Genomic DNA, 20,402 nt, shown 5'->3' on the forward strand with positions numbered 1-20,402 from the left:
CGCCCAACAGGGCTCCGGCTTCCACCAAGTCAAGGTTGTCACCGGCCGCCGTCAACAAGATTGCCTCCAAGAATGACCAGGGGTTCAAGACGACTCTGCCCGATCTGAGGGTGGAAGACGGCCATGTAGTCAGCTCCATCCTGGCGGGGGATGATCTGGACAACCTCTCCATGACCACCACCCACGATGTCTGCAAGCTCTGCCAGAACCACTGCAAGCTGACCATTACTGAATTCGAGGACGGCGGCCGCTATGTGACCGGAAACCGCTGCGAACGTGGCGGGGACAAGAACCGTAAGCGCTCCGACAGGCCCAACCTCTACGACTTCAAGTACAAGCGGGCCTTCGCCTACCGCCGTCTGACCCCTGACAAGGCCACCAGGGGTGATATCGGCATTCCTCGTGTGCTCAACATGTATGAGGACTACCCCTTCTGGTTCACTCTGCTGACCTCGCTGGGCTTCCGGGTCATGATCTCCGGGCGATCCAACCACGAGCTCTTCGAGAGCGGGATGGAGTCCATCGCCTCCGAGAACATCTGCTACCCGGCCAAGCTGGTCCACGGGCACATTCACTCCTTGGTGGACAAGGGCATCAAGACCATTTTCTACCCCTGCGTCACCTACGAGCAGGAGCTGGTTCCGGATACGGACAACCACTACAACTGCCCAATCGTGGCCAATTATCCGGTGGTGATCGAGGCCAACATGGGCGAGCTCAAGGAGAACGGCGTCCGCTTCATGCGGCCCTACTTCAACCTGTCCAACAAGGAGAAGATGGTCGAGCGGATCGTCAAGGTCTTCGACTGGGCCAAGGTGAGCGAGGAGGAGGCCCGGACGGCCGTCCAGGAGGCCTACCGTGAGGATGCCCGGTTCAAGGAGGACGTCCGCCAGGAGGGGCTTCGTGCCCTGGCCTACATGCAGGAGTACGGAGTCAAGGGCGTGGTCCTGTCCGGACGACCCTACCATGTGGACCCCGAGGTCAACCACGGCATTCCCGAGACTATCTGCTCCCTGGGTATGGCTGTGCTCTCCGAGGATTCGATCTGCGAGCTGGACGTGCATAAACTGCCCAAGCTGAGCGATTACATCATTCCGGCGGCGGGGGAGCGGGCCCTGGCCTCCAACAACCCCACAGCCGCCAAGTTCCGCAAGACCGTGCCAGGCTTTGGTGACGACCATCAGAAGATGCCCTTGAGGGTGACCGACCAGTGGGCCTACCACTCCAGGCTCTACTCGGCAGCCAGGTTCGTCTCCGAGTATCCCGACCTGCAGCTGGTCCAGCTGGTCAGTTTCGGATGCGGCGTGGATGCCATCACCACCGACCAGGTCCAGGAGATCCTGGCCGATAAGGGCGATGTCTACACGCAGCTGAAGATCGACGAGGTCTCCAACCTGGGTGCGGCCAAGATCCGTCTGCGCTCGCTGAAGGCCGCCATGGACGAACGCCATCAGCGGGATCTGGCCCAGGAGGACAGCGAAGACCGGAAGGAAGCGCCCGTTATGGAACAGGTGCCTGCGAAGGTCGCGGTCAAGGAAGTTGGTTCATCGCCTGACCTGGTTCGGGTGGAGGATTCGTCTGATTCTCAGAATTCTCAAGACCTTGCAAGCCATATTGAAGCAGTGGAAGCGGATGCGCCTGACCAGCCGAAATCCGATGGGTTCCGGTCCACCAACGCGCAGAAGATCAACTTGTCCCAGCGCAAGGCCGACATCGTGGCTCTGGCCCGGTTCGTGGCCCTGCACGACAAAAGCGATCAGGGTCTGATAGGTCTTCACCCCATGGGTATCAGACCCATCCGGGAGACCATGGCATCGCGGCAGAAGGAAGCTGAAAGCAAGTCGGCAGAGCGCCCGGCTGAACAGGACAAAGCTGTTCAGCCCAGCGGGGCCGCTGCCAAGCCGACCCTGTCCAAGTACGCCACTGAGCATCGCTTCACCAAGGAGATGGGGCATAAATTCACAGTGGTAGCGCCGCAGATGTCTCCTGTGCACTTCTCCCTCCTGGAGGCGGTCTTCTCCAGCGCCGACTACCACTTCGAGCTTCTGAAGCATGCCACGGCAGAAGACATCAACACCGGGGTTAAGTACGTCAACAACGATGCCTGCTTCCCGGCCATCATCGTGGTGGGGCAGCTGGTCAACGCCTTCCTGTCCGGCAGGTTCGACCCGCACAAGTGCGCGGTCATCGTCACACAGACCGGCGGCATGTGCAGGGCCACCAACTACTATGGCCTTTTGCGCAAGGCCATGGCTGATGCCGGCTATGGATACGTCCCCATCATCACCCTGAGCGTTCAAGGATTCCGGGCCAATCCCGGCCTTCAGGTAACTCCGGCTCTGCTGCACCGCGCCGTCAAGGCCTTCTACCTGGGCGACGCCATGATCGAGTGCCTGCTCAGGGTCCGCCCCTACGAGCAGGAGCCCGGCTCAGCCAACAAGCTCTACAAGCTCTGGGACACGATCTGCAAGGAGACCATCGAGCACCACGGGTACTCCAAGACCGCCAAGAAGGTCTATGGTCATGGCTATCTGCCCTATGGCACGCTGATGAAGCGGATGATCCGGGCCTTCGACCAACTACCCCTGCGCGATATCCCCCGCAAGCCCCGGGTGGGTGTAGTCGGGGAGATCCTGGTCAAGTACCATCCCGATGCCAACAACCACGTGGTCGACCTGATTGAGAGCCAGGGCTGCGAAGCCGTGCTCCCCGGCGTCTGCGACTTCATGGTCAACGGCATCTCCAACGCTGAATGGAACGAGGAGATGCTGGGCACCGGCGGCCAGGTGGGTGTCAAGAAGATCGTCCTCAAGGCTGCGGATGTCTACCGTGCCCCCATGATCGCCGGCTTCAAGGCCTCCCATGGAAAGTTCGACATTCCCGCCCACATCAGCGATCTGAGGGAGAAGGCCGCCTCTGTCACCTCCCTGGGTGTTCAGGCCGGAGAGGGTTGGCTCCTGACCGGTGAGATCATCGAACTGATCCAGTCCGGCGCGCCCAACATCGTCTGCGCACAGCCCTTCGCCTGCCTGCCCAACCACGTGACCGGGCGTGGCATGTTCGGCAAGATCCGCAGGACCTACCCCGAGGCCAACATCGTCTCGATCGACTATGATCCCGGCGCATCTGAGGCCAACCAGCTCAACAGGATCAAGCTGATGATCGCCGCTGCCAAGAAGCCGGGCGACCAGCAAAAGCTCAGCCAGGACCACAAGGCGGCCCTTGAATCCCAGCCTGCGGAATCGGCCGGCCTGGATGCTGGGCAGGCAGCACCTGTCCAGGACGGGGAGAAGGTTCTGGAAAGCCTGTAGCCACCATGACGGGGCCGGAGTCCGAAGCTCATGCGCCGGCCTCGGAATTGATGAACCACGAGGATCAAGGAAAGAGGGGGTTACCATGACCAGCCGCGAGGAGATCAAGGCTCTGCTGGACACCGACCAGATCTACATTGCCGATACACCCGAAATGAAGCAGGTCCAGGACGCCCAGCAGGATCTGGTCTTCGACTTCAACGCCTGCCGTCCCAGCCAGGTAAAGAAGAAGCAGGACCTCTGCAAGAAGATGTTCGGCTCATTCGGCCAAGGCAGCTGGATTGAGGGGCCGATACGGGCCAACTGGGCCTGCAACACCTACTGGGGGAGCAAATGCTACGCCAACTTCAACCTGGTTCTGGTCGACGACGGCCGCATTGACATAGGCGACCACACCATGTTCGGGCCCAACGCCACCATTGTGACCACCGGGCACACCATTCGCCCCGATATACGAGCCTATGGAACGCCTCAGTTCACGGTTCCGGTCAGCATCGGCAGGAATGTGTGGATCGGAGCAGGCGCCATCATCATGCCGGGAGTGACCATCGGAGACAACACGGTCATTGGGGCGGGGTCCCTGGTCACCAAGGACATCCCCTCCGACGTGGTCGCCTACGGCCACCCCTGCAAGGTCGTCCGTCCGATCAATGACCACGATTATGAATACTTCTGGAGGGATCGGCGGTATCAGGCGCCTTATGATGCCAGGCCCTTCAGGATGGACTAGGCGGGCTGGCCGGTGCCCGGCATCACCTTGTCGGCTTGACTCCTGCGGGCGTGGTTTTGATCAGCAATATCCATCCCAGAGCGGGGAGGGGAAGATCAGCGCCTTGAACCGGCTCCATTCCCGGACGTAGTCGATTTTCGGCTCACGCAGCAGTCGTATCTGTATGCCGTCCATGACTTCCAGGCTCATCCTCACCTTGCTTGGCATGTCTGCCGCCCATCCTATGCCATCAGGAAGCAGCCAGGGGAATTTGGAATAGTGCTCCCAGACCTCTGTCGGCCTGCGGATGAAGTAATCATGCAAGGGATGGTTGGTGGAGATAGCCTCGGTTTCCAGGACCGTATATAGCTGGGTGAGTTCGGGCCGCCCCGCGTTGTGGGCGACCAGATAGTCAAAATAGGCCGGAAGATGGGGATGATCGGGGTCGGACCCGGGCAGTCCTGTCTGTACGAATTCCTCCGGGGTGCCATTGACGTCATAAATGTCCGTGACCAGGAGGGAGAGCAGGCCTTCCTTGCTGCCCACATAATGGAGGACGCCCGGCTGTGACATCCCCACCATGTCAGCGACATCTTTGAGCGATATGCCGTTGTATCCATGTTGGCTGATGAGATGGGCGGCGGCATGTGTGATTTCCGCCCGTCTCACCTCGGGTGACTTTCTGGTTCGGCTCGCCATTGTCTGGTCTTGCGGCTCCTTTTCGTTGTCCTTGAAGGCCTGGGTGCTGCCGGTCGTTTGATACTCATGGTACATGGTGGCCGGATTCATAACAGTGCCGCCCGTAGGCTCGACAGGGTCTCGACTCGGTAGGGTATTGGACAAGGAAGTCCTTGTCGTTCGCGAATCCGCGCTGGATGATTGATTTGACAAATATATCGAATGCCTGTTAGATATATAATTATCTAATGGGTGGTAGATATGGTTGTCTGCCACACATTGGACCTGTCAGAGAAGACTAGTTGAAAGAGGTCGACACCATGAGCGACTCAACAACCCCTGCATCGGACGATTCCGAGCTTCTGCAGGCGCATAAGGCTGCCCTTGCTGCAGCCCAGCGGGATCCGCTGTTATCGCCCGAGACGGGCAAGCCGGTTCCAAAAAAGACCCTGTTTCGATTTGGGGCGAGCTTCCTGGCCTTCGGCATTCTGTGGATGTCTGGCCTGGGAATTGTCAGCATCGTGCTGCTTCCAGAGCATCTCAAGCAGGTCCCGGGCATCGCCCCCGAGGCGCTGATGGGCATAGTCAATGCCTGTACCGCCGTGGCTTCATTGGTCTCCAACCTGCTCTTCGGCAACTTCTCTGATCGCAGCCGCTCCCGGTATGGGCGTCGAACACCATGGGTCCTGGGCGGCGCAGTCCTGGGTGGTGTAACCCTGTTCCTGACGGGCATGACCACCAACCCGATCCTGCTGACCATCGTCTATTGCCTCTGCATGTTCGGCCTGAACTGCATGATCGCCCCTATGGTGGCCATCCTGTCCGACCGTGTGCCATCCGGTGTGCGTGGAACCCTGTCCGCCTTCTATGGGGCAGGCTCTACCATCGGTTCGCCCATCGGCTCTCTGATCGGTGCGGCCCTGGTGACCCATATGTTCACTGGCTTCGTTCTGGCTGGCGTACTCATGTTCATGGGTGGTGTCGTGGCCATTCTGATCATGCCTAGGGAGGGCTCGGCTGCTTACCTGCCCAAGGACGAGGGCACCCTCATGGATGTGCTCAAGTCCTTCCAGCCTCCGCGCTTCCATGGGGCCCATGACTTCTATAAGGCCTTCGTCGGAAGGCTCTGCATGCTGTTGAGCTATCAGATGATCTCCGCCTATCAGCTCTACATCATTGAAAAGTATGTGGGCCAAACCGTAACCCAGGCAGCCGCAACCATTTCGGTCATGTCCGTCATCACCATGGTGGTTTCCCTGCTGGGCTCTTTGGTCTCGGGGCCCGTTTCCGACCTGATCGGGCGGCGCAAGGTGCCGGTGGTCATCGCCTCCGTTCTCTTCGCCGTCGGCATCGCCATGCCTTGGATCAGCCCCACCGTCATGGGCATGTATCTGTACGCCGGCATCGCCGGGTTCGGCTATGGAGTCTATTCGTCCGTCGACCAGGCGCTCAATGTCGATGTCTTGCCCAGCAAGGAGGAAGCCGGCAAGGATCTGGGCATCCTCAACCTGGCCACCACACTGGGGCAGATGGCCGGCCCTCTGGTCATGTCCTTCATCACGCTGAACTGGGGTTATGCGGCGGCCTTCCCAACTGCTATCGTTTTCGCTCTGTTGGGATGCGTCTTTATCCTGATGATCAGAAACGTCAAGTGATTTGGCCTATGTGGGCATACAGGAAAACTATGCAAAGGAGCAGAAGATAATATGAATAGGAATGCAGAACCGATTTGGGTTACAACCACTCGGCAGCAGGCCATGCAGGAGCAGCACTTGGCTGTCTCCGCTCTGGAGTCATCGCCTGATCTGGAATGCGCCGGCGGTAAGTTGCAGACCCTCAGAGGGTTTGGCGGCTGCTTCAATGAGTTGGGGTGGCTGCCCTTGCAGGAGCTGGGGGAGGAGAAACGTGATGGGGTCATCCGTGAGCTCTTTAGCCCGGACGAGCTGAATCTGACCTTCAACAGGACCCCGGTCGGCGCCAATGACTTCGCCGCGGGTTGGTACAGCTATGACGAGACCGACGGCGACTATGACCTGGAGCATTTCAGCGTCGACCACGACGAGCAGACCCTGATTCCGTATATCCGCCAGGCCCAGAAGTATCAGCCGAGCATGGGACTGTTCGCCAGCCCCTGGAGCCCGCCCACCTGGATGAAACGCCCCAAGGTCTACAATTTCGGGCGAATTGACATGAGCGAGCGCAATCTCACTGCCTATGCCCGCTACCTTCTGCGGTATGTGCGCGAGTATGACCGCCGCGGCATCCACATCGACCAGCTGCACGTGCAGAACGAGGTCTTCGCGGACCAGAAATTCCCCTCCTGTCTCTGGTCCAGTGAGGACATGCGCATCTTCATCCGCGACTATCTGGGTCCCCTCTTTGCCAAAGAGGCGCCGGACACGGCCATCTTCCTGGGGACCCTCAATGGTCCCGAGGATATGAAATTCGGCCCCGAAGGCATGATTCTGGAGAACTACAACCGGTACGTGGACAACATCCTCTTCGACGAGGACTGCCGTAGGTACATCGCCGGCATCGGCTACCAGTGGGCCGGCCAGCATGACATCGAGCGCACTCACCAGTCCTGGCCTGAGATTGAGCTGGAACAGACCGAGTCTGAATGCGGCATGGGCGGCAACACCTGGGAGTACGCCGAATACGTCTTTTCGCTGGTCAACCGATATCTTCGGGCTGGAGCAACCTGCTACACCTACTGGAACATGGTTCTGGGCCAGGGTATATCCACTTGGGGCTGGCGGCAGAACTCCCTCTTCTCCATCGACACCACCACCGGCAAGGTCAGGCGGAATCCCGAGTACTACGTCATGCGCCATTACTCGCACTATGTGCGCCCGGGCGCTCGCCTGCTGGAGACGCGTGGCCATTTCAGCTCCATGGCCACAGCCTTCGAAAATCCGGATGGATCGATTGTTGTCGTGGCACAGAACGCCCTGGATCGCGCCATGCCCTTCTCCTTCTCCGGGCCGGAAGAAGATGGCGAAGAGAGTCAAGGCTTTAAGGCGACCCTGGAGCCACGATCCTTCAACACTTTTGTCCTATGAATTTAACCCTGTAGATTGAGATTGGAGCTCATCATGACAGACAACGCAGTCCGCACACGCCTTCCGGACAGGCTCATCTTCGGATGCGCCTACTACGACGAATACATGCCCTATGAGCGGGTGGACAAGGATATGTCCATGATGAAGTCCGCTGGCATTACCACCATTCGTATCGCCGAATCCACCTGGAGCACCCTGGAGCCTCAACCCGGCGTATTCGACTTCAGCCATGTGGACCGGGTGCTGGAAGCGGCTGGACGCTTCGGCATTCAGGTCATCGTGGGCACGCCCACCTATGCCGTCCCCGCCTGGCTGGCCGCCATGCATCCGGATGTTCTGGCGGACACTCCCAAGGGCCACAACCGGTATGGCGCTCGCCAGATCATGGACATCGTCAACCCCTCCTACCGGTACTATGGCGAGCGCGTCATCCGCAAGCTAATAAGCCATGTGGCCGATAACTCTCAGGTGATCGGCTACCAGGTCGACAACGAGACCAAATACTACGACTGCGTATCGCCCGACATGCAGCGGCTCTTCGTCAAGGATCTACGGCGGCGCTTTGACGATGATCTGGATCGTCTCAATGCTGCCTTTGGCCTGGACTACTGGTCCAACAGAATTGACTCCTGGGAGGACTTTCCCGATCTGACCGGGACCATCAATGCATCCCTGGGTTCGGCCTTTGACCGCTTCCGCCGAAGCCAGGTCAGCCACTACCTGGCCTGGCAAGCTGGCATCGTGCGCGAATATGCTCGCGAGGACCAGTTCGTCACCCACAACTTCGATTTCGACTGGGGTCCAGGCTGGTCATATGGCCTTCAGCCAGCTGTCGATCATTTCGAAGCGGCCGAATGCCTGGATGTGGCCGGTGTGGACATCTACCATCCCACTGAGGATGACCTGACCGGCAAGGAGATCGCCTTCGGCGGGGACATGGCCCGCAGCCTGAAGGGTGGTGCCAACTATCTGGTTCTGGAAACCGATGCCCAGGGGCAGAACGGCTGGCTTCCCTATCCGGGCCAGCTGCGGCTTCAGGCGTACAGCCATCTGGCCTCGGGGGCTGACGGGGTCATGTACTGGCACTGGCATTCCATCCACAATTCCTTTGAGACCTACTGGAAGGGTCTGCTTTCGCAGGATATGGAACCCAACCCAACCTATGAGGAGGCCGGCCAGTTCGGCAGGCAGATAGCGCAAAAGGGTGTGGGGGAGCGCCTGACCAACCTCCAAAAGCGCAACAAGGTCGCCATCATGGTGGGCAACGACTCCCTGACCGCCCTGGACTGGTTCTCCCTGGAGACCGGCTTCCCCCGTCAGCAGGGGCAGATCTCGTACAACGATGTGGTCAGACGGGTCTACGATGCCCTCTTCGAGCTCAACATCGAGTGTGATTTCATCAGCGACAAGGCTGACCAGTCCCAACTGGACTCTTACGCAATGGTCGTGATTCCAGCCTTGTACAGCACCAATGAAGATACGCTGAGGGCCTTGGCTGATTACGTTCATCAGGGAGGTCACTTGGTGGCCACGCTGCGCTCCTTTGTGGCGGACGAGAATCTCAAGGTCTGGCACGACAAGGCGCCGCATCTGCTGACCGACGTGTTCGGCGTCGATTACAACCAGTTCACCCGTCCCGGCAATAATCTGAGCTTGGATTTGCATGGGGCCGACCAGGCCGGACCGGCCTGCCAGGGGCTGATTGAGCTGCTGAATGCGCGCCCCGGCACTCAGGTCCTGGCCTCCTATGACCATCCAGTCTGGGGGCGGTATGCGGCTGTGACCCGTCATGATTACGGCAACGGCATTGCTGAGTGGATCGGCACTCTACCCTCGGCTGAGGGCATGCGGATGCTGCTTTCGGATGCGGCGGATGCGGCTGGCTTGAGTGGTCCTGCCCGAGACCTGGCTGGCTTGGTCACCGTGCGGGAGGGCATCAACGCCCTGGGAGAGCAGGTCGCCTACCTGCTCAATTATTCATCCAAGAAGGTCGAGCTGGACGCGCCCTACGGGGGGCATCTGCTGGTAGCTGACGGGCAGGCTGATCCTCAGGCGCATGTGGACCAGGGCCAGCCGATGATCATTGGACCCTGGGACCTGGCAATCATCGTTCGATAGACCGGCTTTAGTCTGATCTGCTTCAGACAGACCGGACGCAAATATATGAGTGGATTTAGTGCTTAGTAAGAAAGGAAGGTGTCCGGATGGCATCAAGGAAGTTGACAGAGGACTTGCCCTACTGCAATCCCGACCTGAGCGTAGATGAACGAGTGGCCGACCTGCTGGGCCGAATGACCCGAGAGGAGAAGGTGGGCCAGATGATGCAGCTGGATGCTCGCTCGGGAGTGGACAAGGAGGTGGTGGACCAGCACGCAGGGTCCCTGCTGCATGTCTCTCCGCAGAACATGATCAAGGCCGACAAGGCCGTCCATCGAACCCGTCTGGGCATTCCCCTGCTGATCGGCGACGACTGCATCCACGGCCATTCCTTCTTCCGCGGGGCCACCATCTTTCCCGAACAGCTGGGCATGGCAGCCTCCTTCGACCCTGAACTGGTTCAGCGGATGGGGCGGGCCACAGCCCAGGAGGTCGCCACAACAGGCGTCCACTGGACCTTCTCTCCGGTGCTTTGCATCGCCAGGGACACCCGCTGGGGTCGGGTGGATGAGACCTTTGGCGAGGACCCCTTCCTGATTGGCGAGATGGCCTCGGCCATGGTGCGCGGCTACCAGGGCGGATCAGCCATGACCGGGACCCTGCCCAAGGACGCTGTGCTGGCCACGGCCAAGCACTTCGCTGGCTACTCCGAGACCCAGGGTGGGCGTGACGCCTCCGAGGCCGACCTTTCGCACCGTAAGCTGCTCTCCTGGTTCCTGCCGCCCTTCGAGCGCCTGGCCAAGGAGGGTGTGGCCACCTTCATGCTGGGCTACGAGTCCATCGACGGGGTACCGGTCACTATCAACAACTGGCTGCTCAACGACGTGCTTCGAGGGGAATGGGGTTACCAGGGCACCCTGATCACCGACTGGGACAACGTGGGCCGGATGGTCTGGGAGCAGAAGGTGCAGCCCGACTACACCAGGGCAGCCGCAGCCGCCGTCAAGGCCGGCAACGACCTGATCATGACCACGCCCGGCTTCTACCAGGGGGCCTTGGATGCACTGGATGCCGGGCTTCTGCACGAGGAGGACCTTGACCGGGCGGTCAAGCACATCCTGGCCCTCAAATTCCGCATGGGGCTTTTCGAGAATCCGCGGCTGCCTAACTTCGAGGCCCAGAAGGCGGTCATCAACTCACCGGAGCACCAGGAGTTCAATCTTCAGGTGGCCCAGGAGTCGGCGGTTCTTTTGAAGAACGACGGCATTCTGCCCTTGTTCGGTGGGGTGGGTGCTGATGGCCGTCCTAGTGATGATTCAGCGCATAGCATCGCCTTGGTGGGTCCGTTGATCGACGATGCCCAGAACCAGCTCGGGGACTGGGCCGGCGGATCCGGTCAGTGCGATTGGATCAAGGACCAGCCGCGGGAGATGATCTCGACCGTGGCCGACGGCCTGCGTCAGGAGCTGCCTGAAAACTGGCAGCTTAGCTGCGAGCAAGGAGTCGACGTGGTTCGTCTGGTTGACGATCCAGCGGGTCCACTCTTCCCCGACGGCCAGCCCAGGCCCAAGGTGGCGGCCCCGGCCAGGATCGATCAGAGCCGCTTCGACAGAGCCGTAGATCTGGCCAAGCAAAGCGACCTGGTGGTGGCTGTGGTCGGCGACGTGGTCCAGCTGGTGGGCGAGGGCCGTTCCACTGCCACGCTGGAGCTCTATGGTCCTCAGCGCGATCTTCTGGATGCCCTGGCACAGACGGGCAAGCCCATGGTCATCGTGCTCATGTCCTCCAAGCCGCTGATCCTGCCTCCGTCCGCACAGTCGGCCAGGGCTCTGATCTGGCAGCCTGACCCGGGCATGCAAGGCGGTCGTGCCTTGGCCAGGATTCTCACCGGCAAGGTTGAGCCCACAGGCAGGCTGCCCATCACCTTCCCCAGGCATGCCGGGCAGTTGCCGGTCTACTACAACCAGATCCGGGGCCAGCATGGAAACCGCTATGCCGATCTGACACAGGAACCGGCTTTCGCTTTCGGCCAGGGTATGGGCTACACCACCTTTGCCTACGGAAAGCCAAAGGTCGAAGGACCGGATGCCATCGGCCCCGAAGACACGGTCAGGGTGACGGTGGACCTGACCAACACCGGCAAGCGGCCAGGCACCGAGGTGGTTCAGGCCTACATCAGCGACCTGGTGACTTCGGTCAGCTGGGCTGACCGCGAGCTCAAGGCCTTCCAGAGGATCCAGCTGGATCCAGGGCAGACCCGGAAGGTGGTCTTCGATCTACCGGTGTCCGAGTGGACCCTGGTCGATGCTGACTGCAACCGCAGGGTTGAGCCTGGTCAGTTCCAAGTGCTGGTGGGATCCTCCTCGCGCAGGGAAGACCTGCAGGCTGTGACGGTGACCGTGGGCTGAGCCTGCAATCACTGGGTTGCTACCGGCTGGCTGACGGCCGTCCGATAGCAGAACTCCTCGCGTGTTGGTTGCCCAAGGCCCTCGCTCGCTTCTACCATGACAGCATGAGGAAAAGCGTAGGCGTTGGGTATGCGCACCTGTTGACGGTCCCTAATCCGCGGCATGTGGCCAGCCTGGTCGACTACTTCACGCGCGGATCCAAACCACGGTCCCAGTGGCGGTTCGGTATTGAGATTGAGCATCTGCCAGTCCGCAACGACGGGTCCGATGCCCCGGTTCCCTATGAGGGGGAGCGGGGCATCGAGGCCCTGCTGTCTGCCTTGGAACCTTGCTATGACGGCGATGCAGAATACCGGGAGGATGGTCATCTGGTCGGACTGAGTCGTCCGGGCTGCGTGGTCTCCCTGGAGCCTGGGAGTCAGGTGGAGTGCTCCTTGGGCGTGTTGCGGGACAGCCGGGAATTCGAGGACCTCTACCGTCGCTTCCGTGCCGAGGTCGACCCCATTGCCGAGCGGCTGGGGTTCCGCCTGGTCGAGTACGGGTACCGTCCGGCCGGGTCCTACGCGGATGTGGACATCAATCCCAAGGAACGCTATGCGGTCATGAACACCTACCTGGGTCGCATAGGCCAGTGCGGCCCCATGATGATGCGCAGCACCGCCTCAACCCAGATCAGCATCGACTACCAGGACGAGGACGATGCCATCGTCAAGATTCGTCTGGGCACGGCCATCGGGCCCATTTTGGCCTACTTTTTCCGCAACACCCCAATCTTTGAGGGGAAGCCCAACCGCATGCCCCTGCGGCGCCAGCGGATCTGGGACTGGCTCGACACCCAGCGCACGGGCCTGATTCCGGGGCTGTTCGAGGACGGCTTCGGCTGGGAGGACTATGCCGTGGACATGCTCTCCACCCCGCTCATGGTGGCCGATGTCTCCCACACACCGGAGGTGGAGGGGCCGCAGGGGCGGCAGGTCTTCATCGCCTGGCATGAGAACGCCGGTGAAATCTATCCTGACCGCCGGCTCAACGATGCCGAGATAGCGCACATCCTGACCACCCACTTCAATGACGTCCGCCTGAAGAACTACATCGAGCTCAGGCACTGGGATTCCCTGCCCATGAAACGTGCCAGCCGACTTCTTGAGGTCGTCGGTGGCATCTTCTACGACCCGGATCGATTCGCCGGACTTGTCGGTCTTTTGGACGGGGTGAGCGAGGAGGATGTGCTCCAGGCCAAGGCCGACCTGCAGGTTCGCGGGGGCCAGGCCAGCCCCTATGGCCGTTCCCTGGACTTCTGGCGGCAGGCGCTAGGTGCCGAGGACACTCTGGATGATCTTCCGGGCGATCCACGCCATCCCGATCTCTTCCAGTCCTGACGACTGTTTCGTTATGCGAACGGGCGGGTCCGGTTTCCTGAGGATGGTATAATCTGGTCACCAATGGGCCTTGATCCGTCATCAGCGGGGAGCCCTCGGAAGAACGGGGTCGCCTGCGGCGGTCCCCAGTAGAACCGACGGGTGGGCCCGCATAGCCCAGTTCAAGCGGTCCGGCGCGGGTCATTGGCCGGGCAAGCGAGGTGGTACCGCGGTGGGCCCCATGGGTCCCTCGTCCTCGACATGGCGACATGAACGACCAGCGAGGAGCGTGAACGGTGAATCAGACCACTGATACCTCAGATGCGACAAGTCGGGACAGCGAAGTCTATCCCAAGGCGGTGGTGGACCCGGCTCTGGCCAAGGTGAAGCCCAATCCCTCCTTCCCCCATATGGAGGAGTCCGTCCTGGACTACTGGGATCACGACGACACCTTCAACAAGTCAGTGGATCGTCGCCCGTCCGGCGATCACGCCGACAACGAGTTCGTCTTCTTTGACGGCCCGCCCTTCGCCAACGGCCTGCCCCACTACGGGCACCTGCTGACCGGCTACGTCAAGGATGTCATTCCCCGCTACCAGACCATGAAGGGCCACAAGGTCAACCGGGTCTTCGGCTGGGACACCCACGGTCTGCCCGCCGAGCTGGAGGCTCAGCGCGAGCTCGGCATCGACAGCGTGGATCAGATCGAGCAGATGGGCATCGAGAAGTTCAATGACGCCTGCCGTGCCTCGGTACTCAAGTACACCAGCGAGTGGAAGGACTATGTTCACCGTCAGGCTCGCTGGGTGGACTTCGACCACGGCTACAAGACCCTGAATGTCTCTTATATGGAGTCGGTCATGTGGGCCTTCAAGACCCTCTATGAGAAGGGTCTGGCCTACGAGGGCTACCGAGTGCTGCCCTACTGTTGGAAGGACCAGACCCCGCTGTCCAACCATGAGCTGCGCATGGATGCCGATGTCTACCAGGACCGGCAGGACACCACCGTCTCCGTGGCCGTCAAGCTCAGGGACGAGGACGCCTATGCGGTCTTCTGGACCACCACCCCCTGGACCGTCCCCACCAACCTGGCCATCGTGGTCGGCGCTGACATCGAGTACTCCGAGGTCAGCCCGGTGTCTGGCCCCTTCGCCGGCAAGCGGTTCTACATCGCCACGGCCCGTTTGGGAGACTACGCCAAGCAGCTGGGGGAGGACTACCAGGTGGTCCGCACCCTCAAAGGGTCCCAGATGGAGGGCTGGCGGTACTGGCCGGTCTTCCCTTACTTCGCCGGAGAGCAGGCCGAATCCGAGGGCGGCACCCCCGGACCCAACGCCTATACCATCTACACGGCCGACTACGTCGACACCGTGGAGGGCACCGGCCTGGTCCACCAGGCTCCCTACGGCGAGGACGATATGAACACCCTGAACGCCAAGGGCATCCGCAGCGTAGACGTCCTCGATGCCGGGGCCGTCTTCACCGCGCAGTGCCCCGACTACCAGGGCATGCAGGCCTTCGAGGCCAACATGCCCATCGTGCGCAACCTGCGCGCAGGCGACGGCCCCCTGGCACAGATCCCTGCCGAGCACCGGGCTCTACTCTTCCAGGAGAAGAGCTACGTCCACTCCTATCCCCACTGCTGGCGTTGCGGCACCCCGCTGATCTACAAGCCGGTCTCCAGCTGGTTCGTCTCCGTGACCAAGATCAAGGATCGCCTGCTGGAGCTCAACCAGCAGATCAACTGGATCCCCGGAAACGTCAAGGACGGCCAGTTCGGCAAGTGGCTGGCCAACGCCCGCGACTGGTCCATCTCCCGCAACAGGTTCTGGGGCTCGCCCATCCCGGTCTGGGTTTCGGACGATCCCAAGTACCCTCGGGTGGATGTCTACGGGTCCCTGGATGAGCTCAAGAAGGACTTCGGCCGCTACCCGACCGATGACAAGGGGCAGATCAACATGCATCGGCCCTGGATCGACCAGCTGACCAGGCCCAACCCTGACGACCCCACCGGCAAGTCCACCATGCACAGGATCACCGATGTGCTGGACTGCTGGTTCGAGTCGGGCTCCATGCCCTTCGCCCAGTTCCACTACCCCTTCGAGAACAAGCAGTACTTCGAGGACAGGGATCCCTGTGATTTTGTGGTGGAGTACATCGGCCAGACCCGCGGCTGGTTCTACACCATGCACATCATGTCCACGGCCCTCTTCGACCGCCCGGCCTTCAAGAACGTGATCTGCCATGGCATCGTCCTGGGCTCCGACGGACAGAAGATGAGCAAGCACCTGCGCAACTATCCGGATGTGAATGAGGTCTTCGACAAGTACGGATCCGATGCCATGCGCTGGTTCTTGATGAGCTCCTCCATCCTGCGCGGCGGCAACCTGGTCGTCACCGCCGATGGCATCCGCGACACGGTTCGTCAGGTCATGCTGCCGGTCTGGAGCTCTTACTACTTCTACACGCTCTACGCCAACGCGGCCAACAAGGGCGCCGGTTACCAGGCCCAGGCGCTGACACCGGACCGTGTGACCGACCTGCCGGAGATGGATCGTTTCTTGCTGGCACGGACCCGTCGGCTGATTCAGTCGGTGCAGAAGGCTCTGGACGACTTCGCCATCTCGGAGGCCTGCGATGCGGTAACTGACTTCATCGATGTGCTGACTAATTGGTACATCCGCAACAACCGCGACCGCTTCTGGAGTGAGGATCACCAAGCCTTCGACACCCTCTACACGGTCCTGGAGGCCTTCGCCCGCGTTTTGGCCCCCTTGGCGCCCATGGAGGCCGAGCAGATCTGGCGGGGCCTGACCGGCGGCGAGTCGGTCCATCTGGCCGACTGGCCCTTCCTGGCCGACGAGGCCACCGGACAGGAGACCCAGCTGGGACAGGTCCTGTGCGACGATCCTGCCCTGGTAGCCGCCATGGAGAAGGTCCGCGAGGTGGTTTCGGCCACACTGGCCCTGCGCAAGGCCGAGCAGATCCGCGTCCGCCAGCCTCTGTCCCGGTTGACCGTAGTGGTTCGTGACCCTGATGCGGCCCGCTCCTATGTGGACGTGCTCAAGTCCGAGCTCAACATTAAGGATGTAGAGTTCTGTACCCTGGACCAGGCCGGCCAGCATGGTCTGCGAATCATCCACGATCTCAAGGTCAATGCGCGCGTGGCCGGACCCCGACTGGGCAAGCAGGTCCAGTTCGTCATCCGTGCCTCCAAGCAGGGCGACTGGTCAGAGCAGGACGGCCATGTGGTCGTCACTACCCCTGATGGACCGGTGGCCCTGGAGCCAGGCGAATACGAGCTGGACAATCGGATCGAGCAGGAGGACGGCTCCCAGGCCGACCGTTCGGCCTCTGCAGCCCTGCCCACTGGCGGCTTCGTCATCCTCGACACCCAGCTGGATGATAACCTCTTGGCTGAGGGCTACGCCAGGGATCTGATACGCCAGGTTCAGGATGCCCGGAAGACCGCAGGTCTGGACATCGCTGACCGGATTCATCTGACCCTGACCCTGCCCGGAGAGGATGCCCCCAAGGCCCAGCAGTTCAGCGACCTGATCGCCCGAGAGACCCTGGCCACCAGCCTGACCATCAACGCCGGCGATCTGGATCAGCCGCAGGTCAATTTGGTCAAGGCCTGATCGTAGCTGTACAAAGGGGCTTCCATCCTGTATCAGATGGAAGCCCTTTTCCATTCGAACTGCCTGGTTGGGTGTCCGCTTGTGTCACACTTGGCCGTGCAGCGGGCAGCGAAGTGTGCAGATCAGCCCTTGACCTTGTCGCTGACCTGGTCCAGGGTCTGCATATCCTCGTGGCTCAGTTCCAGATGGGCAGCGGCCAGGAGGGCCGGCAGCTGCTCAGGGGTGCGCGCAGAGGCGATAGGGGCCGCAATCCCAGGCCTGTGGTTGAGCCAGGCCAGGGCTACTGTGGCCAGCTCGACCCCGTGGGCCTTGGCGATGCCGTCCATGGCGGCGACCACATCCAGCCCCTCCTGGGTGAAGAAGTCCTTGACCATGCCCTCACGCTGCTTGCCCTTGAGGTCGTCCATGGTCCGGTACTTGCCCGTCAGGAAGCCCGAGGCCAGTGAGAAGTAAGGGAAGACCGCCAGATTCTCGTCCTTGGCAACTGGCATAAGGCCATTCTCATAGTCCTTGCGGTAGACCAGATTGTATTGCGGCTCCAGGGCCACCGGCAGGGTCAAGCCTTCCTTGCGAGCAATGCTGAACCACTCGCGGATCCGGTCCGGCGTGTAGTTGGACAGGCCGATGGCCCGGACCTTGCCCTCCTTGACCAGCTTGTCGAAGGCTGCTGCGGTCTCCTCCAAGGGGGTGGAGCTGTCGTCGAAGTGGGCGTAGTAGAGATCGATTACATCCAGGCCCAGCCTGAGCAGGGAGGCATCGGCAGCGGCCTCGATATTCTTGGCCGAAAGACCGGAGTACTGTGGGTGCTGGCTGACCTTGGTGGCCACCAGAACCTTGTTGCGGTTGCCGTTCTTGGCCAACCAGCGGCCCAGGACGATCTCGGATTCGCCGCCAGAGTGGCCGGGAGCCCAGGCTGAGTAGACGTCAGCTGTATCGATCAGGTTGCCTCCGGCTTCCGTGTAGGCGTCCAAGACCTGGTCAGACACAGATTCGTCGCTGGTCCATCCGAAGGTGTTGCCGCCCAGGACCAGGGGGAAGATTTCGGCGTTGATGCCGCATAGTTTTGCCATGTTCGTCCTTTCGGGTTGAAGTCTTGTTAAGCCGAGTCTATTACGGCTTCAGTGCCCGAGCCGATTATTCAGACGAGTCCATCATGTATGGTGATGAGAGGAAAGGCCGGAATGGTGCGGTTTTCAGGTCCGGTATCCAAGGGTTTTAAGCTCGAAGGAGAACACTCATGCATCTAGGCATCGCCATTGTGATCGCCGTGCTGGTTCTGGCGCTGATCATCTTCCTCCTAGGGATTTTCGTGGTTCCCCAGCAGCAGGCAGATGTCATTGAGCGCTTCGGCAAGTACCACCGTGTGGTGCTGGCGGGCATCCATGCCAAGATCCCCTTGGTGGACCGGATAGCCGCCAAGACCAACCTGCGGGTCAACCAGTTGAATGTCAAGCTGGAGACCAAGACCAAGGACAATGTCTTCGTCACCGTGGAGGTCTCCGCACAGTTCCGTGTGGAGGCGGCCAACGTGGCTACGGCATACTACGAGCTGGTCGATCCGGCGGGCCAGCTGCGCTCGTACATGGAGGACGCCCTCAGGTCGGCCATTCCCGCCCTGAGCCTGGATGACGCCTTCGCTCGCAAGGACGACATTGCCTCCGACGTTCAACAGACCGTGGGCCAGGAGATGCAGCGCTTCGGATTCTCGGTCATCAAGACCTTGGTCACCGCCATCGATCCGTCCACCCAGGTCAAGCAGGCCATGGACTCGATCAATGCGGCCCAGCGTGAGAAGGAGGCCACCAGGGAGCGTGCCGAGGCCCGTCGGATCGAGATCGAGACCCAGGCCAGGGCGGATGCCGAGAAGACCAGGATGCAGGGCGAGGGCCAGGCCAACTACCGGCGGGAGATCGCCAACGGCATTGTGGATCAGATCAACAGTCTTCGGGCCGTAGGTATGGATATCGATGCCGTCAACAACGTGGTGCTCTTCAACCAATATCTGGATGTGATGCGTTCGCTGGCCGAGTCCGACAATGCCAAGACTCTGGTTCTGCCCGCGGCGACCCCCGGCGGCTACAACGAGCTCTTCAATCAGATGACCGCAGCGCTGATGACCGCCCAGAGCAGCCAGGGGAGTGCGGATCCCCGCCACGGTCGCAGGAGCGCAGGCACAGAGAGCGAGACCGGGGCGCCAATACTGTAAAGTTTGTAAAAGAGCTCGACCAAAACGGGAAAAGGAAAACTCCGCATGGAGAGTCGTGCGGGGACGGGGTTCAGCTTTCCAGGAAGTCGGCTATGGCCTCGGCGGCCCGATAGCCCTTGTCGTACATGGCGTTGAGTCCCTTGAGCGACTTGCTCAGCGTGGTCAGCCCGCACAGGCTGTCCGGGGCTAGGATGAGCACCTGGCCTTCCTTTTCGGCCTGCTTGGCCAGAGCAACCTCGTCGTTGTAGGTGCGGTAGCGCTCCATCAGGCGCTCGCCGGCCGCTGGATAAGATTTGGCCAGGATCCGTGCCGGCAGGACATCCTTCTTCTGCTCGCGCAGAATATCCCTCTGGCGGGTCAGAACCAGGACGATGCGTTCATAGCCCTCGTCCATGGCCTTGCGGACCGGGACCGGGTCGGCGATGCCGCCGTCCAGATAGGGCACTCCATCGATCATGTAGGGCTCGTTGGCCACCGGCACAGTGGACGAGGCCTTGAGGATGTCATAGTTGTCTTGTGCCAGGTCGGACTTGTCAAAGTAGACGGTGGATCCGTCAGTGGCCTTGCAGGCCACTACGGTGAACAGGGCCGGGTTGGCCTTCAGAGCCTGGTAATCCAGCGGGCATTCCCCATCGTGCGCCGAAAGTTTGCCGTAGACGTAGTCCAGGTCGACGAAGGTGTGCTTGGTCAGGAAGTTGCTCACACTCGCGTACTCCTTGCGGGAGGAATACACAGTGTAGAAGCGGTAGCAGCGTCTGAGCTGGCCCGACAGGAATGAGGCCAGATTGGCGCTGCCGGCCGAGACCCCATAGCAGTGATCGAAGGTGATGCCCTGCTCCATGCAGCGATCGAAGACGCCGGCGCCGAAGATGGACCGGTAGCCGCCGCCTACGTCAATGACGGCTGTTCTTTTGCGTGCCATGGGCACCTCG

At 60.9% G+C, this 20,402-nt stretch carries 11 protein-coding genes and 1 pseudogene; 9 read left to right on the forward strand and 3 right to left on the reverse strand.

Annotated features, from left to right (window positions below; genetic code table 11):
• Positions 1-110 precede the first annotated feature (110 nt).
• Both DKK74_RS08865 and DKK74_RS02145 read left to right on the forward strand, forming a co-directional pair.
• Positions 111-3,311, forward strand: a pseudogene (locus tag DKK74_RS08865) (acyl-CoA dehydratase activase-related protein); the annotation flags it as partial.
• An 85-nt stretch (positions 3,312-3,396) separates the two neighbouring features.
• Entirely contained in the window at positions 3,397-4,041 is a 645-nt protein-coding gene (locus tag DKK74_RS02145; RefSeq protein WP_110412550.1) for a sugar O-acetyltransferase, read from the forward strand.
• Between the two features lie 60 nt (positions 4,042-4,101).
• On the opposite strand, the gene DKK74_RS02150 is transcribed toward DKK74_RS02145, so the two are convergent.
• On the reverse strand, positions 4,102-4,719 hold the full coding sequence (locus tag DKK74_RS02150; protein ID WP_110412822.1) for a TetR/AcrR family transcriptional regulator: 618 nt from the start codon (positions 4,717-4,719) through the stop codon (positions 4,102-4,104).
• Positions 4,720-5,018: 299 nt separating this feature from the next.
• Here DKK74_RS02150 and DKK74_RS02155 point away from each other — a divergent pair, with 299 nt between their 5' ends.
• The 6 genes from DKK74_RS02155 (at position 5,019) to ileS (ending at position 17,264) form a co-directional block, all read left to right on the forward strand.
• A complete protein-coding gene (locus tag DKK74_RS02155; protein ID WP_110412823.1) occupies positions 5,019-6,353 on the forward strand; it encodes an MFS transporter in 1,335 nt (444 codons plus the stop codon).
• Between the two features lie 51 nt (positions 6,354-6,404).
• Positions 6,405-7,760, forward strand: a complete 1,356-nt coding sequence (locus DKK74_RS02160) for a glycoside hydrolase family 30 protein (RefSeq protein ID WP_258334414.1) — start codon at positions 6,405-6,407, stop codon at positions 7,758-7,760.
• A 33-nt stretch (positions 7,761-7,793) separates the two neighbouring features.
• Entirely contained in the window at positions 7,794-9,878 is a 2,085-nt protein-coding gene (locus tag DKK74_RS02165; protein ID WP_110412551.1) for a beta-galactosidase, read from the forward strand.
• An 86-nt stretch (positions 9,879-9,964) separates the two neighbouring features.
• Positions 9,965-12,265, forward strand: a complete 2,301-nt coding sequence (locus tag DKK74_RS02170; protein ID WP_110412552.1) for a glycoside hydrolase family 3 N-terminal domain-containing protein — start codon at positions 9,965-9,967, stop codon at positions 12,263-12,265.
• A 104-nt stretch (positions 12,266-12,369) separates the two neighbouring features.
• The gene (locus DKK74_RS02175; protein ID WP_110412825.1) at positions 12,370-13,644 is read left to right on the forward strand and encodes a glutamate-cysteine ligase family protein; all 1,275 of its coding nucleotides are present in this window, start codon (positions 12,370-12,372) and stop codon (positions 13,642-13,644) included.
• A 275-nt stretch (positions 13,645-13,919) separates the two neighbouring features.
• Complete coding sequence (gene ileS, locus DKK74_RS02185; protein ID WP_146210529.1) at positions 13,920-17,264, forward strand: mupirocin-resistant isoleucine--tRNA ligase; 3,345 nt, start codon at positions 13,920-13,922, stop codon at positions 17,262-17,264.
• A 122-nt stretch (positions 17,265-17,386) separates the two neighbouring features.
• On the opposite strand, the gene DKK74_RS02190 is transcribed toward ileS, so the two are convergent.
• Positions 17,387-18,334 (reverse strand): aldo/keto reductase, encoded by a 948-nt coding sequence (locus DKK74_RS02190; protein ID WP_110412553.1) that lies wholly within the window; start codon positions 18,332-18,334, stop codon positions 17,387-17,389.
• Positions 18,335-18,501: 167 nt separating this feature from the next.
• Between DKK74_RS02190 and DKK74_RS02195 the strand changes: the two genes are divergently transcribed.
• On the forward strand, positions 18,502-19,470 hold the full coding sequence (locus DKK74_RS02195; protein WP_046322627.1) for an SPFH domain-containing protein: 969 nt from the start codon (positions 18,502-18,504) through the stop codon (positions 19,468-19,470).
• Positions 19,471-19,540: 70 nt separating this feature from the next.
• Here the strand turns inward: DKK74_RS02195 and DKK74_RS02200 are convergent, their stop codons facing one another.
• A complete protein-coding gene (locus DKK74_RS02200) occupies positions 19,541-20,392 on the reverse strand; it encodes a patatin-like phospholipase family protein (RefSeq protein WP_110412554.1) in 852 nt (283 codons plus the stop codon).
• Positions 20,393-20,402 lie beyond the last annotated feature (10 nt).

The organism is Bifidobacterium asteroides, assembly GCF_003202755.1.
GTDB classification, from domain to species: Bacteria; Actinomycetota; Actinomycetes; order Actinomycetales; family Bifidobacteriaceae; genus Bombiscardovia; species Bombiscardovia asteroides_F.

Excerpts from the sequence above, each read along its gene's own strand:
- DKK74_RS02145 (WP_110412550.1), top strand. The coding sequence starts at position 3,397 with ATGACCAGCCGCGAGGAGATCAAGGCTCTGCTGGACACCGACCAGATC.
- DKK74_RS02150 (WP_110412822.1), bottom strand. The coding sequence starts at position 4,719 with ATGGCGAGCCGAACCAGAAAGTCACCCGAGGTGAGACGGGCGGAAATC.
- DKK74_RS02155 (WP_110412823.1), top strand. The coding sequence starts at position 5,019 with ATGAGCGACTCAACAACCCCTGCATCGGACGATTCCGAGCTTCTGCAG.
- DKK74_RS02160 (WP_258334414.1), top strand. The coding sequence starts at position 6,405 with ATGAATAGGAATGCAGAACCGATTTGGGTTACAACCACTCGGCAGCAG.
- DKK74_RS02165 (WP_110412551.1), top strand. The coding sequence starts at position 7,794 with ATGACAGACAACGCAGTCCGCACACGCCTTCCGGACAGGCTCATCTTC.
- DKK74_RS02170 (WP_110412552.1), top strand. The coding sequence starts at position 9,965 with ATGGCATCAAGGAAGTTGACAGAGGACTTGCCCTACTGCAATCCCGAC.
- DKK74_RS02175 (WP_110412825.1), top strand. The coding sequence starts at position 12,370 with ATGAGGAAAAGCGTAGGCGTTGGGTATGCGCACCTGTTGACGGTCCCT.
- DKK74_RS02190 (WP_110412553.1), bottom strand. The coding sequence starts at position 18,334 with ATGGCAAAACTATGCGGCATCAACGCCGAAATCTTCCCCCTGGTCCTG.
- DKK74_RS02195 (WP_046322627.1), top strand. The coding sequence starts at position 18,502 with ATGCATCTAGGCATCGCCATTGTGATCGCCGTGCTGGTTCTGGCGCTG.
- DKK74_RS02200 (WP_110412554.1), bottom strand. The coding sequence starts at position 20,392 with ATGGCACGCAAAAGAACAGCCGTCATTGACGTAGGCGGCGGCTACCGG.